20 protein-coding genes are annotated in these 21,738 nt (G+C 57.4%); 11 read left to right on the top strand and 9 right to left on the bottom strand.

Annotated elements, in window-relative coordinates:
• Positions 1-863: 863 nt before the first annotated feature.
• From G5168_RS07865 to G5168_RS07840, 6 genes are all read right to left on the bottom strand, one after another.
• Positions 864-4,016 carry a DEAD/DEAH box helicase gene (locus G5168_RS07865; RefSeq protein ID WP_421252054.1) on the bottom strand — a complete coding sequence of 1,051 codons (3,153 nt, stop codon included), beginning with the start codon at positions 4,014-4,016 and terminating at the stop codon, positions 864-866.
• Positions 4,006-4,854, bottom strand: coding sequence for a Hachiman antiphage defense system protein HamA (locus G5168_RS07860; protein WP_057108201.1), 849 nt, complete (start codon positions 4,852-4,854; stop codon positions 4,006-4,008). The genes G5168_RS07865 and G5168_RS07860 overlap by 11 nt, the downstream gene beginning before the upstream one ends.
• 69 nt (positions 4,855-4,923) lie before the next feature.
• A complete protein-coding gene (locus tag G5168_RS07855; protein ID WP_057108202.1) occupies positions 4,924-5,250 on the bottom strand; it encodes a HigA family addiction module antitoxin in 327 nt (108 codons plus the stop codon).
• A 14-nt stretch (positions 5,251-5,264) separates the two neighbouring features.
• On the bottom strand, positions 5,265-5,558 hold the full coding sequence (locus tag G5168_RS07850) for a type II toxin-antitoxin system RelE/ParE family toxin (protein WP_421252053.1): 294 nt from the start codon (positions 5,556-5,558) through the stop codon (positions 5,265-5,267).
• A gap of 129 nt (positions 5,559-5,687) precedes the next feature.
• Positions 5,688-6,893: a tyrosine-type recombinase/integrase gene (locus G5168_RS07845; protein ID WP_421252052.1), complete on the bottom strand. Its 1,206-nt coding sequence runs from the start codon at positions 6,891-6,893 to the stop codon at positions 5,688-5,690.
• A 177-nt stretch (positions 6,894-7,070) separates the two neighbouring features.
• On the bottom strand, positions 7,071-7,934 hold the full coding sequence (locus G5168_RS07840) for a YicC/YloC family endoribonuclease (protein ID WP_042031958.1): 864 nt from the start codon (positions 7,932-7,934) through the stop codon (positions 7,071-7,073).
• Between the two features lie 147 nt (positions 7,935-8,081).
• On the opposite strand from G5168_RS07840, the gene rph reads away from it, so the two are divergent.
• From rph to G5168_RS07795, 9 genes are all read left to right on the top strand, one after another.
• Positions 8,082-8,798, top strand: coding sequence for a ribonuclease PH (gene rph / locus G5168_RS07835; protein ID WP_005339589.1), 717 nt, complete (start codon positions 8,082-8,084; stop codon positions 8,796-8,798).
• A 75-nt stretch (positions 8,799-8,873) separates the two neighbouring features.
• Positions 8,874-9,527 carry an orotate phosphoribosyltransferase gene (pyrE, locus tag G5168_RS07830; RefSeq protein WP_216952344.1) on the top strand — a complete coding sequence of 218 codons (654 nt, stop codon included), beginning with the start codon at positions 8,874-8,876 and terminating at the stop codon, positions 9,525-9,527.
• A gap of 180 nt (positions 9,528-9,707) precedes the next feature.
• Positions 9,708-12,137 carry a heavy metal translocating P-type ATPase gene (locus tag G5168_RS07825; protein ID WP_421252051.1) on the top strand — a complete coding sequence of 810 codons (2,430 nt, stop codon included), beginning with the start codon at positions 9,708-9,710 and terminating at the stop codon, positions 12,135-12,137.
• The gene (gene cueR, locus G5168_RS07820; protein WP_005356117.1) at positions 12,138-12,527 is read left to right on the top strand and encodes a Cu(I)-responsive transcriptional regulator; all 390 of its coding nucleotides are present in this window, start codon (positions 12,138-12,140) and stop codon (positions 12,525-12,527) included.
• A 127-nt stretch (positions 12,528-12,654) separates the two neighbouring features.
• Complete coding sequence (locus G5168_RS07815; protein ID WP_005339596.1) at positions 12,655-13,809, top strand: GGDEF domain-containing protein; 1,155 nt, start codon at positions 12,655-12,657, stop codon at positions 13,807-13,809.
• 30 nt (positions 13,810-13,839) lie between these two features.
• The gene (locus tag G5168_RS07810; protein ID WP_005339598.1) at positions 13,840-14,103 is read left to right on the top strand and encodes a YihD family protein; all 264 of its coding nucleotides are present in this window, start codon (positions 13,840-13,842) and stop codon (positions 14,101-14,103) included.
• 155 nt (positions 14,104-14,258) lie between these two features.
• Positions 14,259-15,710, top strand: coding sequence for a cytochrome c oxidase accessory protein CcoG (gene ccoG / locus G5168_RS07805; protein WP_040067623.1), 1,452 nt, complete (start codon positions 14,259-14,261; stop codon positions 15,708-15,710).
• A gap of 103 nt (positions 15,711-15,813) precedes the next feature.
• Positions 15,814-16,803 carry a serine/threonine protein kinase gene (locus tag G5168_RS07800; protein ID WP_421252050.1) on the top strand — a complete coding sequence of 330 codons (990 nt, stop codon included), beginning with the start codon at positions 15,814-15,816 and terminating at the stop codon, positions 16,801-16,803.
• A gap of 229 nt (positions 16,804-17,032) precedes the next feature.
• A complete protein-coding gene (locus tag G5168_RS07795; protein ID WP_005339604.1) occupies positions 17,033-17,641 on the top strand; it encodes a thiol:disulfide interchange protein DsbA/DsbL in 609 nt (202 codons plus the stop codon).
• 72 nt (positions 17,642-17,713) lie between these two features.
• Here the strand turns inward: G5168_RS07795 and pncB are convergent, their stop codons facing one another.
• A complete protein-coding gene (gene pncB / locus G5168_RS07790) occupies positions 17,714-18,892 on the bottom strand; it encodes a nicotinate phosphoribosyltransferase (protein ID WP_042062464.1) in 1,179 nt (392 codons plus the stop codon).
• Positions 18,893-18,981: 89 nt separating this feature from the next.
• On the bottom strand, positions 18,982-19,617 hold the full coding sequence (locus G5168_RS07785) for a nicotinamidase (RefSeq protein WP_005357452.1): 636 nt from the start codon (positions 19,615-19,617) through the stop codon (positions 18,982-18,984).
• A gap of 74 nt (positions 19,618-19,691) precedes the next feature.
• Here G5168_RS07785 and G5168_RS07780 point away from each other — a divergent pair, with 74 nt between their 5' ends.
• Together G5168_RS07780 and G5168_RS07775 are read left to right on the top strand one after the other, a co-directional pair.
• Positions 19,692-20,342: an NUDIX hydrolase gene (locus G5168_RS07780; RefSeq protein WP_005339607.1), complete on the top strand. Its 651-nt coding sequence runs from the start codon at positions 19,692-19,694 to the stop codon at positions 20,340-20,342.
• A complete protein-coding gene (locus G5168_RS07775) occupies positions 20,339-20,845 on the top strand; it encodes a DUF523 domain-containing protein (RefSeq protein ID WP_227341744.1) in 507 nt (168 codons plus the stop codon). The genes G5168_RS07780 and G5168_RS07775 overlap by 4 nt, the downstream gene beginning before the upstream one ends.
• Here G5168_RS07775 and G5168_RS07770 read toward each other — a convergent pair.
• The gene (locus tag G5168_RS07770; protein ID WP_227341745.1) at positions 20,770-21,735 is read right to left on the bottom strand and encodes an acyltransferase; all 966 of its coding nucleotides are present in this window, start codon (positions 21,733-21,735) and stop codon (positions 20,770-20,772) included. The genes G5168_RS07775 and G5168_RS07770 overlap by 76 nt on opposite strands.
• Positions 21,736-21,738 lie beyond the last annotated feature (3 nt).

Below are 21,738 nucleotides of genomic sequence, written 5' to 3'. Positions count from 1 at the left end.
GGAAAGGAAGCGCGAAGCGCGCCAACCGCCGAAGGCGGTATTGTTCGCGCACATTCGTGCGCGGGGCGAAAGCCTTGAGCCGTTGAGGCACAAGGCTTCCGTCGGGGGTTATACCCCCGTCTCTGTTTACGCCTACGGCGACAGAGACGGGGTGGAGCATCGAGTAAGCCGGAAATCCAGCACTCGTTCTGACGGATGAGGGAGGCCCTCTTATGTTTGGCCGCTCGGAATTGAGCGCCAGGAACGCGACATAGCTGTCAGCCAGATCGCGATATGGAAGCCTGGTCGCTTGCGGAATGCACAAACGCAGGCAGCAGCAGAACGCAGCAAGCACAGTGATGATAAACATCTCTTTTTCCTCCGGGGAGATAGGTTTTAGACGGAGGAGTGCCCCTAGGGGACAGTCCCCCTGAGGGTTAACGAAGTGAAGGCAAACGCCTTGGATTTGGAAAAATGCTGTTTTGGGCCAGCTACCGTTTACAACTTATATATTAATCAAGCTGATAGAGGCGTCAAGCCCATCGTAAAGTCGCTTTTCGGTGGCTTTTCAGTATCTTCTAAGCTCTGAGAAGAAGCATCCACAAATAAAGAAGTCGCTTTTTGATTGGTTTTCGATAGTGGCACAGTAGCTCTCAGTTCAATCTTTAAAGTAAAGTATCCAAAAGCGACTTTTGGATGCTGTTTAGATGTTTAACCGGGCCTAGCTAGAAATGGCTATACGTAGCCCAAATACTCAGTTTGAGGGCTTGTGGAAGAGTCATCTCATCAAAGGAAATCAGAGCACACCTCTGACAATGGTCTGATCATTCAGGAAAGAAGGACGAGGTTAGCTCGTCCAGTTGATTTCAGAGGGGCGTTGTTTATCAGAAAATAAACTCATTCATCCTCTCATGGAAATAACTTGGATATTTTTCTATCGTAGCAGAAGCCGCGTCTCGCTTTTGTTTAAAGGTATTAATCAAATCATCCTTTTGTGTTTCAATAAGACCCATTTCTTTTGCAATGCCTTGGGAAACCACACGATCAGAAAATCCGAGTTCATAAAGGGAGATGGCAGTTTCTGTAGGCAATCCATATTTGAGACGCTTTTGGAAAAGTTGTAGCTTACTTATAAGCTCTCCAGCCTCTTTTTGGTCTGATGCCCCCACGAATTCACATAATGCGCCTACTAAGAGGGCTCCTTCGTAGGCAAGCGTACCTTCGCAAACATCGACAACATGGTCGACCTTGAACTCTCGCCGTCGGGTGCCCCAAATCATCTTACATTTTCGCTCACGAATGATTTTGAGGAGATCGTTAAAGGGCCTTCCACTGATCCATCCATGCGCGATTTCTTTAAGAACCTCCGGTTTATCGAACTTTGTGAACACTCCCCCGTTGATATGCTGGGTAAGCAATGGCCAGACAAGATCGAGCGCTTCTGTTTCATCATCAATCGAAAGCAGGCTGTCAACGTTGGCTTGAACCCATCCCTCAATGGCTTGGGCATCCCGAATTCCGTAAAGCGTCCTGCCGTAGATTTTGCGGCGAGCCGGATCTGTGATATTTACCGATATGTTCCCAGCGAGAAGCTGAAACAACTCGCGGATATGCTCCTTTTTCTGAGCATCGGCCAGGAAGAAAGCCAGAGTCCCTTCGGCCAGACGGGTCACATCAGCTTCCGAAAGACCATCCTCGGATTCATCCCAATGGGATAACAGGAAGCTCTCGATGGCACAGATGAGGCTGATTCTCCAAGCGACCTGCCGCTCGACACCATCTCGTGAGAATCCTTTGTTCCCATGTTGTGCGGCTATCCTAGCAGCATACTGGGTAACTTCATCGGGATCGTTGATATAGGCCTTGGCAAAATCCAGAGCCTCCATTGTGATGATGAATTTCTCGTCATCACTCTTGATGGCGTCGAAGATCGATAAGAGGTTACTAATACATGGCTCTGAATTAGAAGGCTCAAGGAGTTCTTTCACTTGCTCCCAGCGCCATTTGTCCCTACGGACCTTTCGCTTATCATAGATTACCGGATCTGCAAACAGAATACTGCCTTCAGTATGCATCCCGGCGCGACCCGCTCGGCCAATGAGGTTGTGGAAATCGCGAACTTTGATGCGCTCCATACCTTGGTAAACACTGGTCACGATGAGATATCGAATCGGAAGATTTACGCCCTGTGCCAATGTGGATGTGCAAACAACGAATCGCACAAGGTCGTTGCGCATGGCATGCTCCACCGCCAGACGGATACCGTGCGGCGTATTGCCATGATGGGAGAAAATGCCGTGAGCCGCGCTTTGTGACGCCGGGGCGTCAGCGCCGAGATTTTCGACATGCAGATGTCTCAACCGCTCAACTTCCTGGGTGTCAGAGAAATCTGACGGCAAGGCCAAGGGGGCGCCTCGTTCGATAATATCGACGATTTTATCGCAGATGCTTGCTGCTGTTGATTTTCTCCCACAAAAGATAGCGATACTGCCATTCGGGGCCAATTTCAACCCTAGGTAAAGTGCTACTGTTTTCCCAAAATCAGGATTTGGCTTGCCATTAGGTTTCATCGCTTGTTCTGGAAAAAAACGTTCAGTTGTTTCCCTTGGTTTCCGTCCAAGAGTGAATCTTTCGATTACCCTCGGAACGAAAAACTCGCCTTGTTCGGCATCACGGCTGTCGACGTATTCGATCCTTCCCAATTGATCAAGCCAGCTCGCGAACCCGACTGACCTGAAGGTCGGAATCAGAGTCGTGCCTTCAACAACATTGGGTTCCCCGTTCAGCCACTCTCCGACAGACTTGGCGTTGCTGATAACAGCCGAGATTAACACCTTCTGAGTTCTTTCAGGGATCATTGAGCGCAACGATGTCAGGAGTAGTTCGTATGTTATGCCTCTGGTGCCGCTGTCAAACTGGTGGCCTTCGTCAAAAACTAATAGCCCAATGTGATCAGCCAGCTCTGGAGCATGCCTAAGGACGTAAAGCAGCTTCTCGGGAGTAACAACAAGGATCTGTTGGTGCCCCAAGAGCTCGGCAATCTCGAAGTCGGTCTGTAGGGCATCGGATAATTCATCCACCTTAGTGGGTTCGTTGTGGAACGCCTCAATGAGACTGTTTTTTATCTCATGGCATAGTGCCCGAAACGGAGCGATGATAATGGCCAGTGCCACGCGATCTGCCAGAAACGCGCTACGAAGAATAAGCTCGGTTGCTTTTGTTTTTCCCGCACTGGTAGGCATTTGAACGATAGCAGATTTACCTTTGAGAACATCTGCTCTTCCCAAAAGGTGTTGTGCTGGCCACAACTCTTTGATGAAAGACTTCTTCTGAATAGAGGGTTGCCATTTATCTCTTGAAAGCCCTGAATAGAAAGGGAGAGCAATCCAACAGGAGTTCTGAATTTTTTTTCTGATTAGGGCGGTAGCAATATCACCGAGAAGAAGCTGCCTAGGAGAACCTAATTCATAAACAGCACCCCTTAGCTTTCTAAGCTGGTCGAGGACTTCTTTTTCACCAGTGCCATTTTGTACAAACTGGACTAGCGCCTCGAAAACGGCATCAATATAATTTCCGAGTTTTCCCTCTGCACCACCAAAATATGTAGATATATCTCCTCGCAACATCCAAAAAATTAGATTTTCCAGGCCGTAGGCATCTAGATCTGGGAAATCAGCATCTACTTTCCGGGCTAGTACCGAGGCGCTTCCAGGTAAATCACAAAGATAGTACGACGAAGCTCCAACTAGTAAGAGATACGGATCTAGACTTTCATTCAACTTTGACTGGACATACGAATCAAAAAAATGGGCAGAGAAGAGTAGGCTTCTCCTCAGTTCCGAGAGTAACTCAGGGTCCGGATTGTCTCTGTTCATTGTGGCGGCAAGGTCACCCAGTAGCCCGATCGAAATAGGGAAAAGCTTGGCTGGATCTTGTATGATTTTGATGTGATGTTCTTCCGGAACATTATACTCGATCATCTTGGCCTTTGACCGTGTGACGCCAAGCAGTAGTTGGGATTTCTGTTCAGGCTTCATCCGCAGCCCTCCTGTAGAGCTCGTGGACCAAAGCCATCATGTCGGGTCCCTTTATAACCAAGAGGACCAGATTTTCACCGTTTGGATGAGAGATATGTTCCTTTGATTTTGGAGACTTCGGGATTGTCTCGCAATTCGAAGACCCTATGACATTCGCATCAAAGTGTTCATCTGAGATGATTGCCGCAGCACCAAAGGACTCTTTATATGGAATGTCAACTGGATTTTGAAATCGATCAATTAGCTGAGCTTGCTCTCTGCTTCCTTTCTCGAATAGCTTTTGCTTAATGAAGTGGAGCGATTCACCTATTCTAAGGTGATCTTTTGCTGAATCATTAATAGCATCTTGTAACCTGTTTTTCCCAGATCCTGAGAACTGAGTCTTGGCTTCGAATACAATCAGAAGGTCTTCTGGAGACGTCGAGTAATCCTGATTGCGGAAGCGAAAACCAATAACGTCGCTGCCCTTGGGTGACTCATCTCGGACAACCTTCGACGACCACCGTACTCTGGGAACCCAGAAGCCGAGACGCCATTGAAGATAGTCGGCAACGAGAATTTCACCAAAATCACCTGCTCGGATTCCAGGGCCAAGCTTTGTAGAGCTACAAGGGAATTTAAGTGTATTGAGATAGTCTTTACGAGATTGTTGACCTCTGAGGAAATCTATATCGGTGTCCAAGCAGTAGTGGTTGCGAAAGTGTTTTGCCCAAGCGGAGAGTACAGCCTCGTCTTTCTCATGACGGAACGCCCAAACTTCTACCTCCTTGCCATTGGCAGTTTTCAGTCGTTCACCTGTATCAATGAGCCAGTTAACATGCTCCGAAGTCCAAGGCATTTGTTGTAATAATCCTTCTATGTTGCGACCACCTTAGACCGTATGATCATAGCGTTATGGTCTTATCTGCTAAATAACTGCTTCCCTGTTCTCCAAGTGAGGCGTTACTCGTTTAACATTCTTTGCTTCCTGCTCAAAGGCTCTATGCCGAACATCCCACAACTCTACTGAGTGCTGAATATTGAGCCAGAACTCCGGCGTGTTACCCAAGGCCGCTGCCAGTTTGATTGACATGGGTGCGGTCAATGCCCCCTTGTCGTGAACGATCCGACTCAGGGTGTTTCTGTGCACACCCATGGCTTCAGCCAGTTCGTTGATCTCGATGTTCATAGGCTCCAGGAACTCGGTTACCAGCATCTGACCGACCGTAACTGGGCGACGTTTTGTGTTTCTCATAACCTTATCCTCCACTAGCCCCTGTAAACATGAGGATCCAGATAAGTATCTTGGGCAACGCCATCGATCCATCTGAAGATCAGCCGGTATTGCTTGTTTACCCGGATGGAACACCACCCGGCCATATTCCCTTCAAGGTGCTCGAAGCGGTTACCCGGAGGGATTCTCAAGTCTGACTCCTGGGTCGCTGCGTCCAAGATCTCCAGCTTCCTGAACAATGCACCTTCGATGATACTAGGTATCCTCCTGTGGCTTTGGTCATCCTCGTAAAACGCTTCCAGCCACGTGTCTCTAAACTCGACAGCCATATCGTGCGATTCTCTTTACTTCATGATATGCACAACATCATTGTGCGTCAACTAGCTTGATTCCGACTGGAGTGTCCCGGATGGTTACTCCAATGGTTGGTATATGGGATGGTTGCACGGACAAGCCGCCTATAGGTATGGCGAGACCAGATCGGCTACCTTCTGGTGAGCCGCTTTCCGCTCCTCGAAGTACTCATGCCTATCATAGATACCATCTACTCCTCCCTGCCGATGGTTGGTGCAGAGACGCGCAATGTGACGCGGCGTCCCAACTGAGGAGGCTAGGCTTCTGAAGGTTCGCCTGAGATCATGGACGGTGAAGTGCTTGATGTCGCCCATTACGTTGGGTGGCTGGATCTTCCGTCCTGCTTCTCGTCCAAACAGCTTGGAGATCGCACGATTCAGGGTGTCAGGCCCCATATGGGGCAGTTTGCTGCGGCGCCTGGCTGGGAAAACGTACTCAGAACCCAGTGATCTTACTTTGAGCTCATTCAGCCACGCCATGGCTTGGCCTGGTAGAGGTATAGAGATTGGGATTCCGGTCTTTACCCGCTCCTGAGGTATGTGCCAAACATACTGCCCCAGATCAAATTCTGACCAGGGGGCCTCGCACAACTCGCTTTTCCGGTTCCCGAGCACCAGGAACAGGCAGCATGACAGGTAGTTGTCTCTGCCAAAGCTGTTCAGATGCTTCCTGAAAACTTTGAATACCTGTTCTACTTCGTCCAGCTTTAGCGCTCTGGCTCGGGATTCTTCGAGTCCCCCGGCATCGTTGATGGTGAAAGGTGATGCAGGATTGTTTGCGGTCAGCTCAAGCTTTACTGCGTGGTTGAAGAGCTGCTTCATGTAACCCAGGGTGTCGTTCGCAACGGTTGGACGCCCGCTGTCTCTGACTCGATGGATGACTTCTCGAACATCAAGTGCCGTTACATCATGAATCTTGAGCTCACCGATGACGGGTTTGATGTCTTTGTTGAAAATCCTGGCCGGAATATTGGGGTGCTTCAGTCTGGGGAGCAGGTCATTCGTGTACCAATCCTGGAACAAGTCATCGACGCTGCTGATCCCGATCCATTTCTGGCGTTGTTTGGCAATCAGCGGGTCGACTCCCTGGCGGAGTTCGCGCTTGAAGACTTCCGCTTCTGTCCGAGCATCTGCCAGTGACATGTCGGCATACTGGCCCAGTGTCATCTGCTTGCGTTTGCCATCCACGCTGTACCTTAGCGCCCAGTACGGGCTTCCCGAGTCCGGGACGACGAAGTACAGCCCTTTACCGTCTGACTTCCGTATTGGCTCCCCGGCCTTTGCAAGTGCGGCGACTTGCTTTGCTGTCATGGCCATAGATCCTCCTATTACTCACCATTTGAAGTGAGTATACAGATCCATTACTCACCAGTTAACTCACCGCATGGATGAAACAAGATGAAACGAGGTAGGACAGGGTGAAAAGAAAAAGCCCTGTAAAAACAGGGCTTTGACGATAAGCGGAAAGAATTGGAAAGTAAGGTAAAACTATTCAATATTCTGGATCTGCTCGCGCATCTGCTCGATGAGGACTTTCAGCTCGACGGCGGACTGGGTCACTTCGGCGTTGATCGACTTTGAACCAAGCGTGTTCGACTCGCGGTTGAACTCCTGCATCATAAAGTCGAGACGACGGCCGCAGGCGCCACCCTTCTTCATGATCTTGTTGGTCTCGCTGATGTGCATCTCCAGACGATCCAGCTCTTCGGCTACGTCGATCTTCTGGGCCAGCAGCACGATCTCCTGCTCGATGCGGGCCGGATCCAGCTCCACCTTGGCTTCGGCCAGACGGTCGGTGAGCTTCTGGCGCTGCCACTCGATGATCTGCGGCAGGTGGACGCGCACCTTCTTCACTTCCACCTGAATACCGGCCAGACGCTGTTCGATCAGCGCCTTGAGGTTGGCCCCTTCGCTGGCGCGGGAGGCGAGAAAATCTTCCATGGTCTGGTCAAAACCGCCGAGCAGCTCGGTGGCGACCGCGTCCATGTCCTGCTCGGCGGCAGCCATGACGCCCGGCCAACGCAGTACGTCGACCGGATTGAGCTGGCCCTGACCCGCCTCTTTCATTACCCAGCTGGCGCTGTCGATGATGAGCTTGGCCAGCTCTTCATTGATATGGAGCTGGCTGGCTGCGGCCTGAGCGGCCTCGAAGCGCAGGTTGCACTCCACCTTGCCGCGCTGCAGTTTGGCGCGGAAACGCTCACGCAGAACCGGCTCCAGGCTGCGCAGTTGCTCCGGCAGGCGAATGTAGGTCTCCAGATAACGCTGGTTGACCGAACGGATTTCCCAAACGGCTGTGCCCCAGTCGCCCTTGAGTTCCTTGCGGGCGTAGGCGGTCATGCTGTGAATCATTGATTGTTCCGGGCTTGATGAAGTGTGCGGCCAGTATACTCAGCCCGGCCCTGCTCGTCAGCCGATGCCGTGGTTTTAGCGGCTGATATTTGGGGCGGGATCACTTATAATCCCCCGCCAATTTGAGCCAGCCCAGAGGTCCGTTCCATGTCACGTCCAAGCGATCGCAGTGCCGCGCAACTTCGCCCGGTTACCATTACCCGCAATTTCACCAAACATGCAGAAGGCTCAGTGCTGGTGGAGTTCGGTAACACTCGCGTGCTCTGCACCGCCAGCGTCGACACCAGCGTGCCTCGCTTCCTGAAAGGGAAGAACCAGGGCTGGGTGACAGCCGAATACGGCATGCTGCCGCGCTCCACCCACTCCCGGATGAACCGCGAAGCGGCCTCCGGCAAGCAGAGTGGCCGTACTCTGGAGATCTCCCGTCTGATCGCCCGCTCCCTGCGCGCGGCGGTAGACCTGACCGCGCTGGGCGAACACTCCATCACAGTTGACTGTGATGTGCTGCAAGCCGATGGCGGCACCCGCACCGCTTCCATTACCGGTGCCTGCGTGGCGCTGGTGGATGCGCTGAACTGGATGGTCGAGAAGGGCATGATCAAGCAGAGCCCGCTCAAGCAGATGATCGCCGCCGTCTCCGTCGGCATGTATCAGGGCGAAGCCATCTGCGATCTGGAGTACATCGAAGACTCCGCCGCCGAGACCGACATGAACGTGGTGATGACCGAAGATGGTCGCATCATCGAGGTGCAGGGCACCGCGGAGGCCGAGCCCTTCACCCATGAGGAGCTGCTGGAGATGCTGGCGCTCGCCAAGGGCGGCATCGCCGACATCATTGCGTTGCAGAAGCAGTCACTTTCATAATTTTAAAAACGCGGCATTGACCGCGTTTTTTTATACCCCCACACAAGACAACGACAAGCCAAGCAAGGAGCCAGAATGAAAGCCTACCAGCGTCAATTTATCGAGTTCGCCCTGGAGAAACAGGTTCTCAAATTCGGTGAATTTACCCTGAAATCCGGTCGTAAAAGCCCCTACTTCTTCAACGCCGGTCTGTTCAACAGCGGCCGCGATCTGGCCCGTCTCGGCCGCTTCTATGCCGCCGCCCTGATGGATGCCGGCATCGAGTTCGATGTGCTGTTTGGCCCGGCCTACAAGGGGATCCCCATCGCTTCCGCCACCGCCGTGCAGCTGGTGGAGCAACACGATGTGGATGTGCCCTGGTGCTTCAACCGCAAGGAGGCCAAGGATCACGGCGAGGGTGGCAATCTGGTGGGCAGCCCGCTCAAGGGGCGCATCATGCTGGTGGACGACGTTATCACCGCCGGCACCGCCATCCGTGAATCCATGGATCTGATCCAGGCCAACGGCGCCTCGCTGGCGGGCGTGCTGATCGCGCTGGACCGTCAGGAGAAGGGCAAGGGCGAGCTCTCCGCCATTCAGGAGGTGGAGCGTGACTACGGCGCCCACATCATCGCCATCATTCAGATGAGCGACCTGATTGCCTATCTGGAAGAGAAGCAGGCCGAGCAGCCGGATCTGGCGGCGCAACTGGCTGCCATGAAGGCTTACCGCGCCCAGTACGGTATCTGAGTCGCAGTTCACACCGCACAATAGTTGAAGGCGGCGCCCGTTGGCTCTCTGGCAGCAAACGGGCGCCGTTTTTTTCATCTGCAAAAAGTGGATCATGTGGCTTGAGTTTACCCTTGCGGTAAAGGTTAGGGTTTGCCAGTCGGCGTTTTGTGGTGCCGACGGGTTCCGGGGAGGAACAACATGACCACTCATCTTCAATCACCCATTCATCTGCAATTGCCGCTCAGCGGCATGAGCTGCGCCAACTGCGCAGGCCGCATCGCAGCCAGTCTCAACAAACTCGACGGGGTATCGGCCACCGTCAACTTCGCGCTGGAGCAGGCTGCCATCGAGCTGGCCAGCCCCGATCGCCTGCCTGCGGTGCTCGACAGCATCAAGAGTCAGGGTTACGACTACGGCAGCGAGACCATCCAGTTTCAAATCACCGGCATGACCTGTGCCGGTTGCTCGGCTCGGCTGAACAAGATGCTGGCCGCGCTGCCCGGCGTTATCTCGGCCGAGGTCAACTTCTCTATCGAGCAGGCCCGGATCGTACTGGTCCCCGGGATGCAGACGCCCGCCGCTTTGCGCGAGCAGATCGAGGCGCTCGGCTTTGGCGCCCAGCTGGCACAAGGCTCGGCCAGCGGCCGCCGCCAACAGTTGCTGGAGCGGGAAGCGCAGGAAGCCGCCACTGCCCGTCAGGCGCAGACCCGGGTCATCGTCTCGGCTTTGCTGACCTTGCCGCTGCTGGTGGGGATGCTGGCCATGGCCGGACTGTTCCCTTGGCATCTGCCCGCCTGGCTGGAGCTGGTGCTCGCCACCCCGGTGCAGTTCTGGATCGGCGCCCGCTTCTATCGCGGTGCCTGGCTCGCCATCAAGAACCGCGCAGCCAATATGGATGTGCTGGTGGCTACCGGCACCAGCGCCGCCTACTTCTACAGTCTCTATCTGTTGTTGACGCTGGGGATGGCTGCCAGCGGCAAGCTCTATTTCGAGGCGAGCGCCATCATCATTACCCTGATTTCGTTGGGGAAACTGCTGGAAGCTCGGGCCAGACGCAGCACCCAGTCCGCCATTCGCGAACTGATGGCGCTGCGGCCGGAAACCGCCACCGTCTGGCGTGGCGAGAGCTGGCAGAGCGTCGCCATCGACGAGGTGCTGCGTGGCGATCGGCTGCGGGTGCTGGTAGGTGAGCGGGTGCCGGTGGACGGCAAAATCTTGAGCGGCGCCAGCGAGCTGGACGAGTCGATCCTCACCGGGGAGAGTCTGCCGGTGCCGCGCAGTGCGGGCGACAAGGTGCTGGGCGGCGCCATCAACCGCTCCGGCGTGCTGGAGATCGAAGCCACTACCGTGGGGGAGGATTCCAGCCTCAGCAAGATCATCGCGCTGGTGGAGAGCGCCCAGATGGGCAAGGCGCCGCTGCAGCAGCTTGTGGACAAGGTCTCCGCCGTGTTCGTGCCGGTGGTGATGGCCATCGCCCTGTTCACCCTGCTGGTGTGGTACGCCATCAGCAACGACTTCGGTCAGGCCTTGCTGGCGGCTGTGGCGGTGCTGGTGATCGCCTGCCCCTGTGCGCTGGGGCTGGCGACCCCGGCGGCCATCGTCACCGGTACCGGAGTCGCGGCGCGCCACGGCATTCTGATCAAGGATGTGGATACCCTGCAGAAGGCCCACGCCATCAAGGCGCTGATCTTCGACAAGACCGGCACCCTGACTCAGGGCAAGCCGGTGCTGGCCAGCTGGAGCGGCAATGACGAGCAGTTGCATCTGGCCGCCGCCCTGCAGCAGGCGAGCGAACACCCGCTGGCACTGGCGATGCGGGAGGCCGTCGGCACAGAAGTGGCGTTGCCCCAGCCGGAGGCAGTGGAGGTGCGGGTCGGGGCCGGTATTGTCGGTCAGGTGGCGGGCCACAGGGTCGCCATCGGTAATGGCTCCCTGCTGGCCCAGCTCGAGATTGAAATGCCGCAACAGGATGAACAAGCCGCCGATGGGGCGACCCGGGTTTGGGTGGCCATCGACGGCGTGGTGGCTGGTATCGCGGCGCTGGCCGATACCCTGCGCCCCGAGAGTCCGGAAGCCATCGCCACCCTGCGTCAGCGCGGCATCGCCAGCTGGCTGGTGAGTGGCGATGCACCGGCACCGGTGGCCCATATCGCCGCCAAGCTGGGGCTGGACGGGGCCTTTGACTCCGTGCTGCCAGCGGGCAAGGTGGAGAAAGTGGAGGCGCTGCGGGCGCAAACTCGCGGGCTGGTAGCCATGGTGGGGGACGGGGTGAACGATGCCCCGGCGCTGGCGGCGGCGGACGTCGGCATCGCCATGGGCTCCGGCTCCGATGTGGCGATGGAGACTGCTTCCATCACTCTGATGCGATCTGACCCGCGGCTGGTGGCCGATGCCATCGACATCTCGGCGGCGACCTGGCGCACCATACAGCAGAATCTGTTCTGGGCCTTCGTGTTCAATATCATCGGTATTCCGCTGGCGGCGTTGGGCTACCTCAGCCCCGAGTTAGCGGGGGCGGCCATGGCCCTGAGCAGCATTACCGTTTTGAGCAATTCCCTGTTATTGAAACGCTGGCAGCCCAGGGCGGCGCACGGGCCAGCATCCAACCCGATCAGTAAGGAGGCATAAATGAACATCAGCAAGGTTGCCAAGGCCACTGGGCTGACCGCCAAGACCATCCGTTATTACGAGAGCATTGGCCTCATCACAGCCCCGGTACGCAGTGACAACGGCTATCGCAGTTACACCGAGGGGGCGCTGCGGGAGCTGCGTTTCGTCAAGCGGGCGCGGGAGACCGGCTTCAATCTGGAGGAGTGTCAGGAGCTGCTGGCGCTCTATCGGGACGAACACAGAACCAGCGCCCAAGTGAAGAAGCTGGCGCAGGAGAAGATCGTCGATCTGCGCGCTCGCATTGCCGGTTTGCAGGCCATGCTTACCTCCCTGGAAGGGTTGGTTTGCTGCTGCCACGGGGATGAAAATCCCGAGTGCCCGATCCTCGACGAATTGGAGAAGGGGTGAGCAAGAACTCACCTGCCAGCGCAGAAGAAATCGTTATTGATTGATTAACTTCTTAATAAGCGGCGCTTTATTGTTGCGGGTCAGGGGGTAATGGTAGACTGCTCGGCTCTTGTACAGGAGTACTCAGTTGACCCAGAGTGTGACACGCCAGGTTAAGCAGGCCATTATGGCCCAGCTCTATACCCATGCATCGTTCAGTCTCCCCTGTTTGGGCGTGTTGGCATTTGGCTGGAGTCTACTGTTTCACGACTATCTACCCGCCATCGAAGCGCTCGGTTGGCTGGCAGGCACTTTCCTGTGGCTGCTGGGTCGGGGCTGGCACCTGCGCTGGCGCCGAGCCCGCCTGCACCAGACACCGCTGCCAGTGCTGGAGCGGGAGCTCTTTATCGGAGCCACCATCACCTCCATCATCTGGGCTCTCGGGGTGCTGCTCTACATGGACAAGCTGCCCGATACCTACCGGGCCGCCATGATGATGCTCTCCAGCCTCATTCTTACCGGCAGCGCCATCATGCTGTTTGGTAGCCGCCGCACCCTCTATGGTTCCGCCCTGCCGCTGGGCATGGCGATGCTGTTCGAGCTGGGCAACGGTAACGAGCAGGAGCGGATCGTCTCCTGCATGCTGGCGGGCTATCTGTTTGTCTTTTTGCCGACCCTGCTGCGCCGGATGCGGCGGGATCAGATCGCCTCGCTCCACCACCGTTTCTCCAACGCCGAGCTGGTGGCCGAGCTGAAGGCGGTCTCCGAGCATTTGCGTCTCACCTCCCGCCTCGATGGCCTGACCGGCATCGCCAACCGTGCCCATCTCGACGACTCTCTGGAGCGGGCCTGGCGGCGCTGTCACCGCGCCCGGGCGCCGTTGTCGCTGGTGCTGGTGGATGTGGATTACTTCAAGCAGTTCAACGATCTCTACGGCCATCAGCTGGGGGATGACTGCCTGCAACAGGTGGCGGGCTTGTTGGCCGAGGTGGAGCGGCGCGAGGACGATCTGGCGGCCCGTTACGGCGGCGAAGAGTTCGCCTTGCTGCTGCCCTGCACCGGCATGCAGGGGGCGTTGCAGGTGGCGGACAATGTGCGGCAGGCGCTCAAGGAGCTGGCCATCCCGCACCAGAAGTCACTGGTCTCCGGTCGGGTCACATGTAGTTTTGGTGTTGCGACACTGATACCGGACAACAGTATGAAAATCGCCGATTTGATCCAAAAAGCGGATGCGGCACTCTATCAGGCCAAGCATAATGGGCGGGATCGAATCGAAGTAGCCTTGATGGGTAAGGTTGCCTGAATTTAACGTGACAGATTAAAGAGGTTGTCTATGCAATGTCATCGTATCGAAGAGCTGCTGGAGTTGTTGCAGCCTGCCTGGATCAAGGAACAGGATCTCAGCCTGGTGCAGTTTGTTGCCAAACTGGCCCAAGAAGCGGGATTTGAAGGGCCTCTGTCCGAGCTGACCGACGACATGCTGATCTATCACCTCAAGATGCGGGAATCCGACAAGCAGGCGATGATCCCCGGTCTGGCCAAGGATCATGTGCCCGATTTCAAAGAGGCACTGCTCAAGGCTCGCGGAATCAAGTGAATCTTTAGCGGAAGCGCATCACCCTGGGGTGATGCGCTTTTTTGTTGCCGAAAATTGCGATCCAACCCCAATATTAGATACATCTAATCCACACAATTAGCATGCTGTTTAAGATATAATCCGCTCCATAACAAATAAGGGAGCGATGTCTTGCAATGGCCGACCACGATAAAATCGATATCAAGGACGTCACCGACAAGGGCGTAACCGGGACCTTCAACCCCAATACGTTCAAAGCCAGCGACGACAGATTCAACCCGGGCAACCGCATCTATGTGCGGGCCCAGAAAGGGTATTGGCAGCGGATGCGCAAGGCCATGGGCTGGTTCTTTGTGGCGCTGTTCGTGCTGCTGCCTTGGCTGCGTTACGACGGGCGACAGGCGGTGCTGTTCGACCTCGGTCACCAGCAGTTCCATATCTTTGGCGCCACCATCTGGCCGCAGGATCTGACCCTGCTCGCCTGGCTCTTCATGATCGCCGCCTTCGGACTCTTCTTTATTACCACCTTCCTCGGTCGGGTCTGGTGTGGCTATCTCTGCCCGCAGACGGTCTGGACCTTTATGTTCATCTGGTTTGAAGAGAAGCTGGAAGGGCCCGCCAACAAGCGGCGCAAGCTGGACGAGGCGCCCTGGAGCGGCGGGAAGCTGGCTCGCAAGGGAGCCAAGCATCTGGCCTGGCTGGCGATCTCGCTGGTAACCGGCCTGACTTTCGTCGCCTACTTCCAGGATGTGACTGAACTGGTGCCGGATCTCTTCACCCTGCAGGCCAGCGGATGGGTGCTGTTCTGGGTGCTCTTCTTCACCATCATCACCTACGGCAACGCAGGCTGGATGCGTGCCATCATGTGTATCCACATGTGCCCCTACGCCCGCTTCCAGTCCGCCATGTTCGACAAGGACACCTTCATCGTCGGCTATGACACCAAGCGTGGCGAGACCCGTGGTGCCCGCTCCCGCAAGGCGGATCCCAAGGCGATGGGATTGGGTGACTGTATCGACTGCGATCTCTGCGTGCAGGTTTGCCCGACCGGTATCGATATCCGCGACGGCCTGCAGTACGAGTGCATCAACTGCGGTGCCTGCGTCGATGCCTGCGACCAGACCATGGAACGTATGGGTTATCCGAAAGGGCTTATCAGCTACACCACAGAGCACAAGCTGGCCAACGACTCCACCCATGTGGCTCGGCCCAAGCTGATTGGTTACGGGCTGGTGATGGCGGTGATGCTGGGGGTATTTGTCTACAACGCCATGTCCATCATGCCGATGGGGCTCGATATCCTGCGGGATCGCAACCAGTTGTTCCGCGAAAACAGCGAGGGGCTGATTGAGAACACCTACACCCTCAAGATCCTCAACAAGACCCTGCAGTCCCAGACCTACCAGCTGGATGTGGAGGGCTTGCCCGAGTATCAGTGGTTCGGCCCCCGTGAAGTGACCCTGAAGGCGGGCGAGATCTACACCCTGCCGGTCAGTCTGGCGGTCGATCCATACAACCTGAAACGGCCGGCGCTGGATATCCAGTTCGTGCTGAAACGGGAGGGGGCGGCGCCCGATGACAGCAAGGGCAATCTGCGCCAGGGCAGCAAGTTTATCAGCCGGTTGTAACTGCGTGTGGCTGCGGGCGGGGCGTGACACCAGTCCGGTCACCAGCGAGCACGGCAATGCCGGTCAGTAGTGATAGAATGGGGCGCAACGGCGCCCCTTTCTTATGGTGGATGACATGCGTTTCAACTATTCCGACCTCAATCCCGACCTCATCATGGATGCGCTCGATCTCAGTGGCCTGCGGCTCGACTCCGGCCTTATCGAGCTCAACAGCTACGAAAACCGGGTCTACCAGTTTCAGGATGAGGATCGTCGTCGCTATGTGGTGAAGTTCTACCGTCCCGGCCGCTGGAGCCGAGCCCAGATCCTCGAGGAGCACGAGTTTGCCACCCGCCTTGCAGAGGCTGAGATCCCGGTCGCCGCGCCGCTCGCCTTCGCGGGCGAGACCCTGCTGGAGCACGAGGGCTACCCCTTTGCCATCTGGCAGAGCGTCGGTGGTCGCCAGTTCGAGGTGGATAACCTCGATCAGCTAGAGTGGGTGGGGCGTTTCCTCGGTCGCATTCATCAGGTCGGCGCCAGCAAGCCGTTTCACCATCGGGTGCGGCTCGATGTGGAGAGCATGCTGCATGAACCGCGTCATCTGCTGGCGTCTGGCGAGTGGCTGCCAAGCGGGCTGGCGAAGCAATTCTTCGGGGTACTCGACGAGCTGATCAAGCATGTCAGCGACGCCATGACCCTGGATGTGGCGCAGATCTCCCTGCATGGCGATTGCCACCCGGGCAACATCCTCTGGCGCGATGGCCCCATGTTTGTCGACCTCGATGATTGCCGCACCGGTCCCGCGATTCAGGATCTCTGGATGATGCTCAGCGGCGAGCGCCACGAGCAGCAGATCCAGCTCGATACCCTGCTGGCGGGCTACGAGGAGTTTATGGAGTTCGACTCGCGGGAGCTGGCGCTGATCGAGCCGCTGCGGGCGATGCGCATCGTTCACTACATGGCCTGGCTGGCACGGCGCTGGGAAGATCCTGCCTTCCCCCGTCACTTCCCCTGGTTCAATACCGATCACTACTGGCGTCAACAGATAGCGACACTGCACGATCAGCTGGAGGCGCTGAAGGCACCGCCGTTGACCCTTATGCCGGGGTGGTAACTTATCCGGCGGCCAGCAGATAGCCCCACCTTTGGCACGATCAGCTGGAAGCACTGAAGGCACCGCCGTTGAGTCTGATGCCAAACTGGTGAAATAGAAGGGATCTTGTGCGGCAAGGGGGACTCGATCTCCGGCCCTGACCATTGACGTTAGCATGGCGAAACAATAGGCTTGGCACTGCTTCGGTTCGCCGGGCGTGCCTCACAGTGATCCCTTAACAGGAAACATCATGAAAAAAGTTCTATTTTTCCTTGCTGCCATGCTGATGATCCCCATGGTTCACGCCGCCCCCGAGTTCAAGGAAGGCGTCAACTACGATGTGGTCAAACAGACTGGCAGTGCCCAGCCGGAAGTGATGGAGTTTTTCTCCTACTACTGCCCGCACTGCGCTACCTTCGAACCGATCGTTGAACAGTTGAAGGCCGGGTTGCCAGAGGGTGTTCCCCTCAAGAAGAACCCGGTTGCTTTCCTCGGTCGCGAGATGGGCCCCGAGATGCAGCGTGCCTATGCCGTTGCCAGCCTGCTCAATGCCGAAGCCAAGCTGACTCCGGCCATCTTCACCAAGATCCACACCCAACGTCAGCCGCCTATGAGCCGTGACGATGTGAAGAAGATCTTCGTGGACAACGGCGTACCGGCTGAAGAGTTCGACGGTGCCGTCGACAGCTTCGCCGTCTCCGGCATGGTCTCCCAGTTCGATCGCAACACCGAGAGCTACAACATTCGCGGTGTACCGGCCTTCCTGGTGAACGGAAAGTACATGGTGAAGATTGAATCCATCACCTCTCAAGAGCAGTTCAACAAGCTGGTGCAGTTCCTGCTGGCCAAGAAAGACTGATACCCCTTGAGTCGATAAAAAAGCCCGCCGGTGCGAACCGGCGGGCTTTTTGTCTTCTGGCGATCTCGAAGATCAGACCCCGACGTGGAACGCCTGTTTGAGGTTGCGGATAAACTCCGCATCCCGGCAGAGGGTCTTTCCCGGGCTGTCGGAGATCTTGGCGACCGGGCCGCCATTGCACTCGATCAGCTTGAACACGATGTTCATCGGGCTGACACCGGGCAGATCGCAGGTGAGCTTGGTGCCGATACCGAAACTGGTGTTGATGCGGCCACGGAAGTGGCGGAACAGCTGCACCGCCTTGTCGAGGTTGAGCCCGTCGGAGAAGACCAGGGTCTTGTCGGTGGGGTCGATGCCAAGGCGCTGATAGTGGCTGATCGCCTTCTCGCCCCACACCACGGGATCGCCGGAGTCGTGACGCAAGCCCTGATAGCTGCTGGCCAGCTCGAAGTCGAAGTCGCGCAGGAAGGCATCCATGGTAATGCAGTCGGTCAGGGCGATGCCGAGATGGTCGGTGAACTCGTCCAGCCAGCTGGTGAGGGCGGCGCGCTGGCTGTGCTCCAGCGGGAAGCCGAGCTGCTGGTGCGCCTGGAACCACTCATGGGCCTGGGTGCCGACAGCGGGCAGCTTGTACTTCTGGGCCAGCATGTAGTTGCTGGTGCCGCGAAACGCCGGCAGCCGCTCCTTGAGGCGACCCACTACCGCATCCTGTACCGCGTGGGAGAAGCGGCGGCGGGTGCCGAAGTCGATGAGGTTGAACTCGCTCATCTCGTCGCGGCTCAGCTCCTTCTCCAGCTTGTCGATCTTCTGATCGAGCCGCTCCAGTGCGTGGCTGACGCCGAACTGGGGGTAGCGGAAGCGGTTGCGCATCTCGCTGATGATGGCGAGCACCGGGATCTCCCACAGGATCACATCCTGCCAGGGGCCCTCGACCCGCACATTGATACGACCATCCTGCTCGAACACCTTGAGCAGGGAGGCGTCTAGCGGCTTGCGGCGCAGGTGGTCGAGGTAGTCAGGGGTGAAGAAGGGGCGCTCGGCCAGAAAATCGAGCTCGGGCTTGGTCAGTCGCAGGGATCCGGCGAGGCGCAGTTGCTCCTCGATCTGCCCCATCATGGGCAGCAGATCCTCTTCATTGCGGCTGTGAAACTCGGCCACCACCTCGGCATCCGGATAGCGATGGAACACCGCCTGCTGCATATGCAGCTTGTAGGCGTCGGTGTCGAGCAGGCTGGTAAGAATCGGTGGCATATCAGGCTCCCCGCAGGCGGGCGAACGCCAGTTGCATAGGTAAATTGCAGGCGCCGCTATCGGACAGGCTGGTGAGGATGAGGGGCATATCAGGCGTCCAGCAGGCGTTGTACATCGATCAGGGTCTGGGCCAGTTCGGCGCCAGCCTCGATCATCTGGGTGTGGGCGCTGGCAACCGTCGCGGGTGCAATGCCACGGCAGGCATCGAGATGGACGATTACCCGGAAACCGGCGCGGCGCAGTTGCAGCACGCTGGTTTTGACACAGTAGTCGGTGGCGAGGCCGCCGACCAGTACGGTATCGACCTTGCGGGCTTGCAGGAATTCGATGAGTCCGGTGCTGCGCCGTTCGGCCAGGTCGTGGAAGCAGGTGCCGTAGGGATGGAGATCCGGTTCGACCCCCTTCCAGACGAAGAAGTCATAGTCGATGGGAGCGGGCAGGCCGTCGAGCAGCTCGAAGCCCTTGCTGCCCGGTACGCAGTGCACCGGCCAGGTGAGGTCGGCGTTGGGCAGATCCAGCGGCAGCAGCATGCCAGCGGGGTCAGAGACGGCCCAGTCGGCATTGGCAGGGTGAGAGTCCTTGCTGCCGATCCGCAGCGTGGCGAGGGTGGCCTGAGCGTTGAGCGCAGCCACAATATCATCACCGCCCGCGACGGGCAGTTCGTTCGGGCAGAGGGGGGTAAAGCCCTTCTGCGCATCAATATCCAGGCTGGCGACGGTTCCCATGATTGGCTCCTGCACATACTATTCGTGTGATATTATCTACCAAACATTAATGGAAGGCGAGCAGGGCGATCGGCATGCTGAGAATGAGTCTGGATATGGTGGTGCTGCGGTTGCATGAGGAGCGGCTCGAGCTGCTGCTCGAGACCCGCGATCGCCCCCCCTTTGCCCATTGCTGGCAACTGCCGGCGCTGCGCATCGACGAGACCCGGGATCGGGATCTCGATGCCGCCCAGCGCCGTCTACTGGCGGAGTGGGGGCTTGGTCACTGCTACAGCGAGCAGGTCTGCACTCTCGGCAATCTGGAGCGGGATCCCCGCGGCTGGTCCACGACCCTGGTCTATCTCTGTCTGGTGGATCCGGAAGTGGAGGCGATCCACGGTTGCTGGCATCCGCTCGCCAACCTGCCGGGGCTGAGCCTCGCCTTCGACCATGTCCAGCTTATCGCCAAGGGACTGGAGCGGCTGCGGATCAAGAGCCGCTACAGCACCCTGCCGCTGCAACTGCTGGGGCCCGAGTTCACCCTCTCCGAGGTGCAGCGCGCCTTCGAAATCATCCTGCAAACACCCATGAATACGGCGGCATTTCGCAAGCGGATCCATCGCGCCGACATTCTGGTAGATACCGGCCGCAAGCGCACCGGCAAACAGCGTCCTGCCATCCTCTACCGGCTGGAGAGCCCCTGCTGCGTGATGTTCGATCAGGTGATGCACGGAGCGGAAGCATGAGTGAGACCGGTGTGCACAAGGTGCTGGTGAGTGCCTGCCTGCTGGGTCAGCCGGTGCGTTACGACGGTCAGAGCAAGGGGATCGTCAGCGACTGGCTGAGTGCGCTGGGAGCCGAAGGACGGGTGCTGGCGTTTTGCCCCGAAGTGGCGGGCGGTTTGCCGACCCCACGCCCCCCTGCCGAGCGACAGGGCGAGCGCGTAGTGACGGCGAGCGGGATGGATGTGACCGCCGAGTTTGATCGCGGCGCCGAGCTGACCCTCGCGCTCTGTCAGGCGCAGGGCATTCGCTTCGCCTTGCTGAAAGAGGGGAGCCCCTCATGTGGCAGCGGCCGTATCTATAACGGCCGCTTCGAAGGTGTTTCTGTGGCGGGCGAGGGCAAGACCACTGCTCTGCTGCGCCGCCACGGGATTGCAGTCTTTTCCGAAGATCAGTTGGCCGAGTTGGCTTCTGCGCTTTCTTTGGATTCCTCCCCGGATTTGGCGGCAACCGGCAGCGGTGACTGACCGCTCTGCCACCCCTCCAGCACCTCGTCCTTCTCCTGCCAGCGCTGGTTTAGCCACTCCTGAAAACCGCGTTTGAACTGCTTGTCGTTGAAGTAATCTCCTATCAGCTGTTCATTCACCGGCAGCTCCTCAATCCGCACCTGAATGCGTTTTACCCGCCCCATCAGGAAGTCCTTGAACGGAGTCTCGGCGTTGTCCGGATAGCGGATGGTGACGTTGATCAGGCTGTCGAACTGTTCGCCCATGGCGGCCAGCGTGAAGGCCAGCCCCGCCGCCTTGGGCGGCATCAGGTGACGATAGCGGGAGCGTGATGCGTCCCGTTTCTGCTCGGTGAAGCGGGTCCCTTCCACGAAGTTGATGACGGTAGTGGGGATGTGGCGAAACTTCTCGCAGGCGTTGCGGGTGGTCTCGATATCCTTGCCGCGCAGGTGCGGGTTCTTCAGCAAAAACTCCCGTGAGTAGCGGCGCATAAAGGGCATATCGAGCCCCCAGCAGGCGAGCCCCAGCAGCGGGATGTAGATGAGCTCGTGCTTCATAAAGAACTTGGGCACCGGCAACCTATCCCTGAACAGGTGACCGAGCACCACGATATCGGTCCAGCTCATATGGTTGCTGATGATGAGATACCAGCCATCCTTGCGCAGTCGGGTGTTGTCCTCCACCTGCCAGTCAATGCGGGTAGTGAGGCGGATCACCAGCGCATTGCAGGCCAGCCACAGGCGCATGAAGCGGTTGTTGAGCCGGCTGCAGGCGCGGCTAAAGGCCGGGATCGGCAGCAACAGTTTGGCCAGCGACACCAGCAGGATCAGACTGGCGCACAAGGCGGTGAAAAGGATGGTCAGGCCCGCGCTGATGATCAGCACCAGCGGGCCGGGAAGCAGGGATAGCATGAA

Origin of the sequence: Aeromonas sp. 600724 (genome assembly GCF_049175135.1) — a bacterium.
Taxonomy (GTDB): Bacteria; Pseudomonadota; Gammaproteobacteria; order Enterobacterales; family Aeromonadaceae; genus Aeromonas; species Aeromonas veronii_A.
This window is presented reverse-complemented; position numbering and strand designations above follow the sequence as displayed.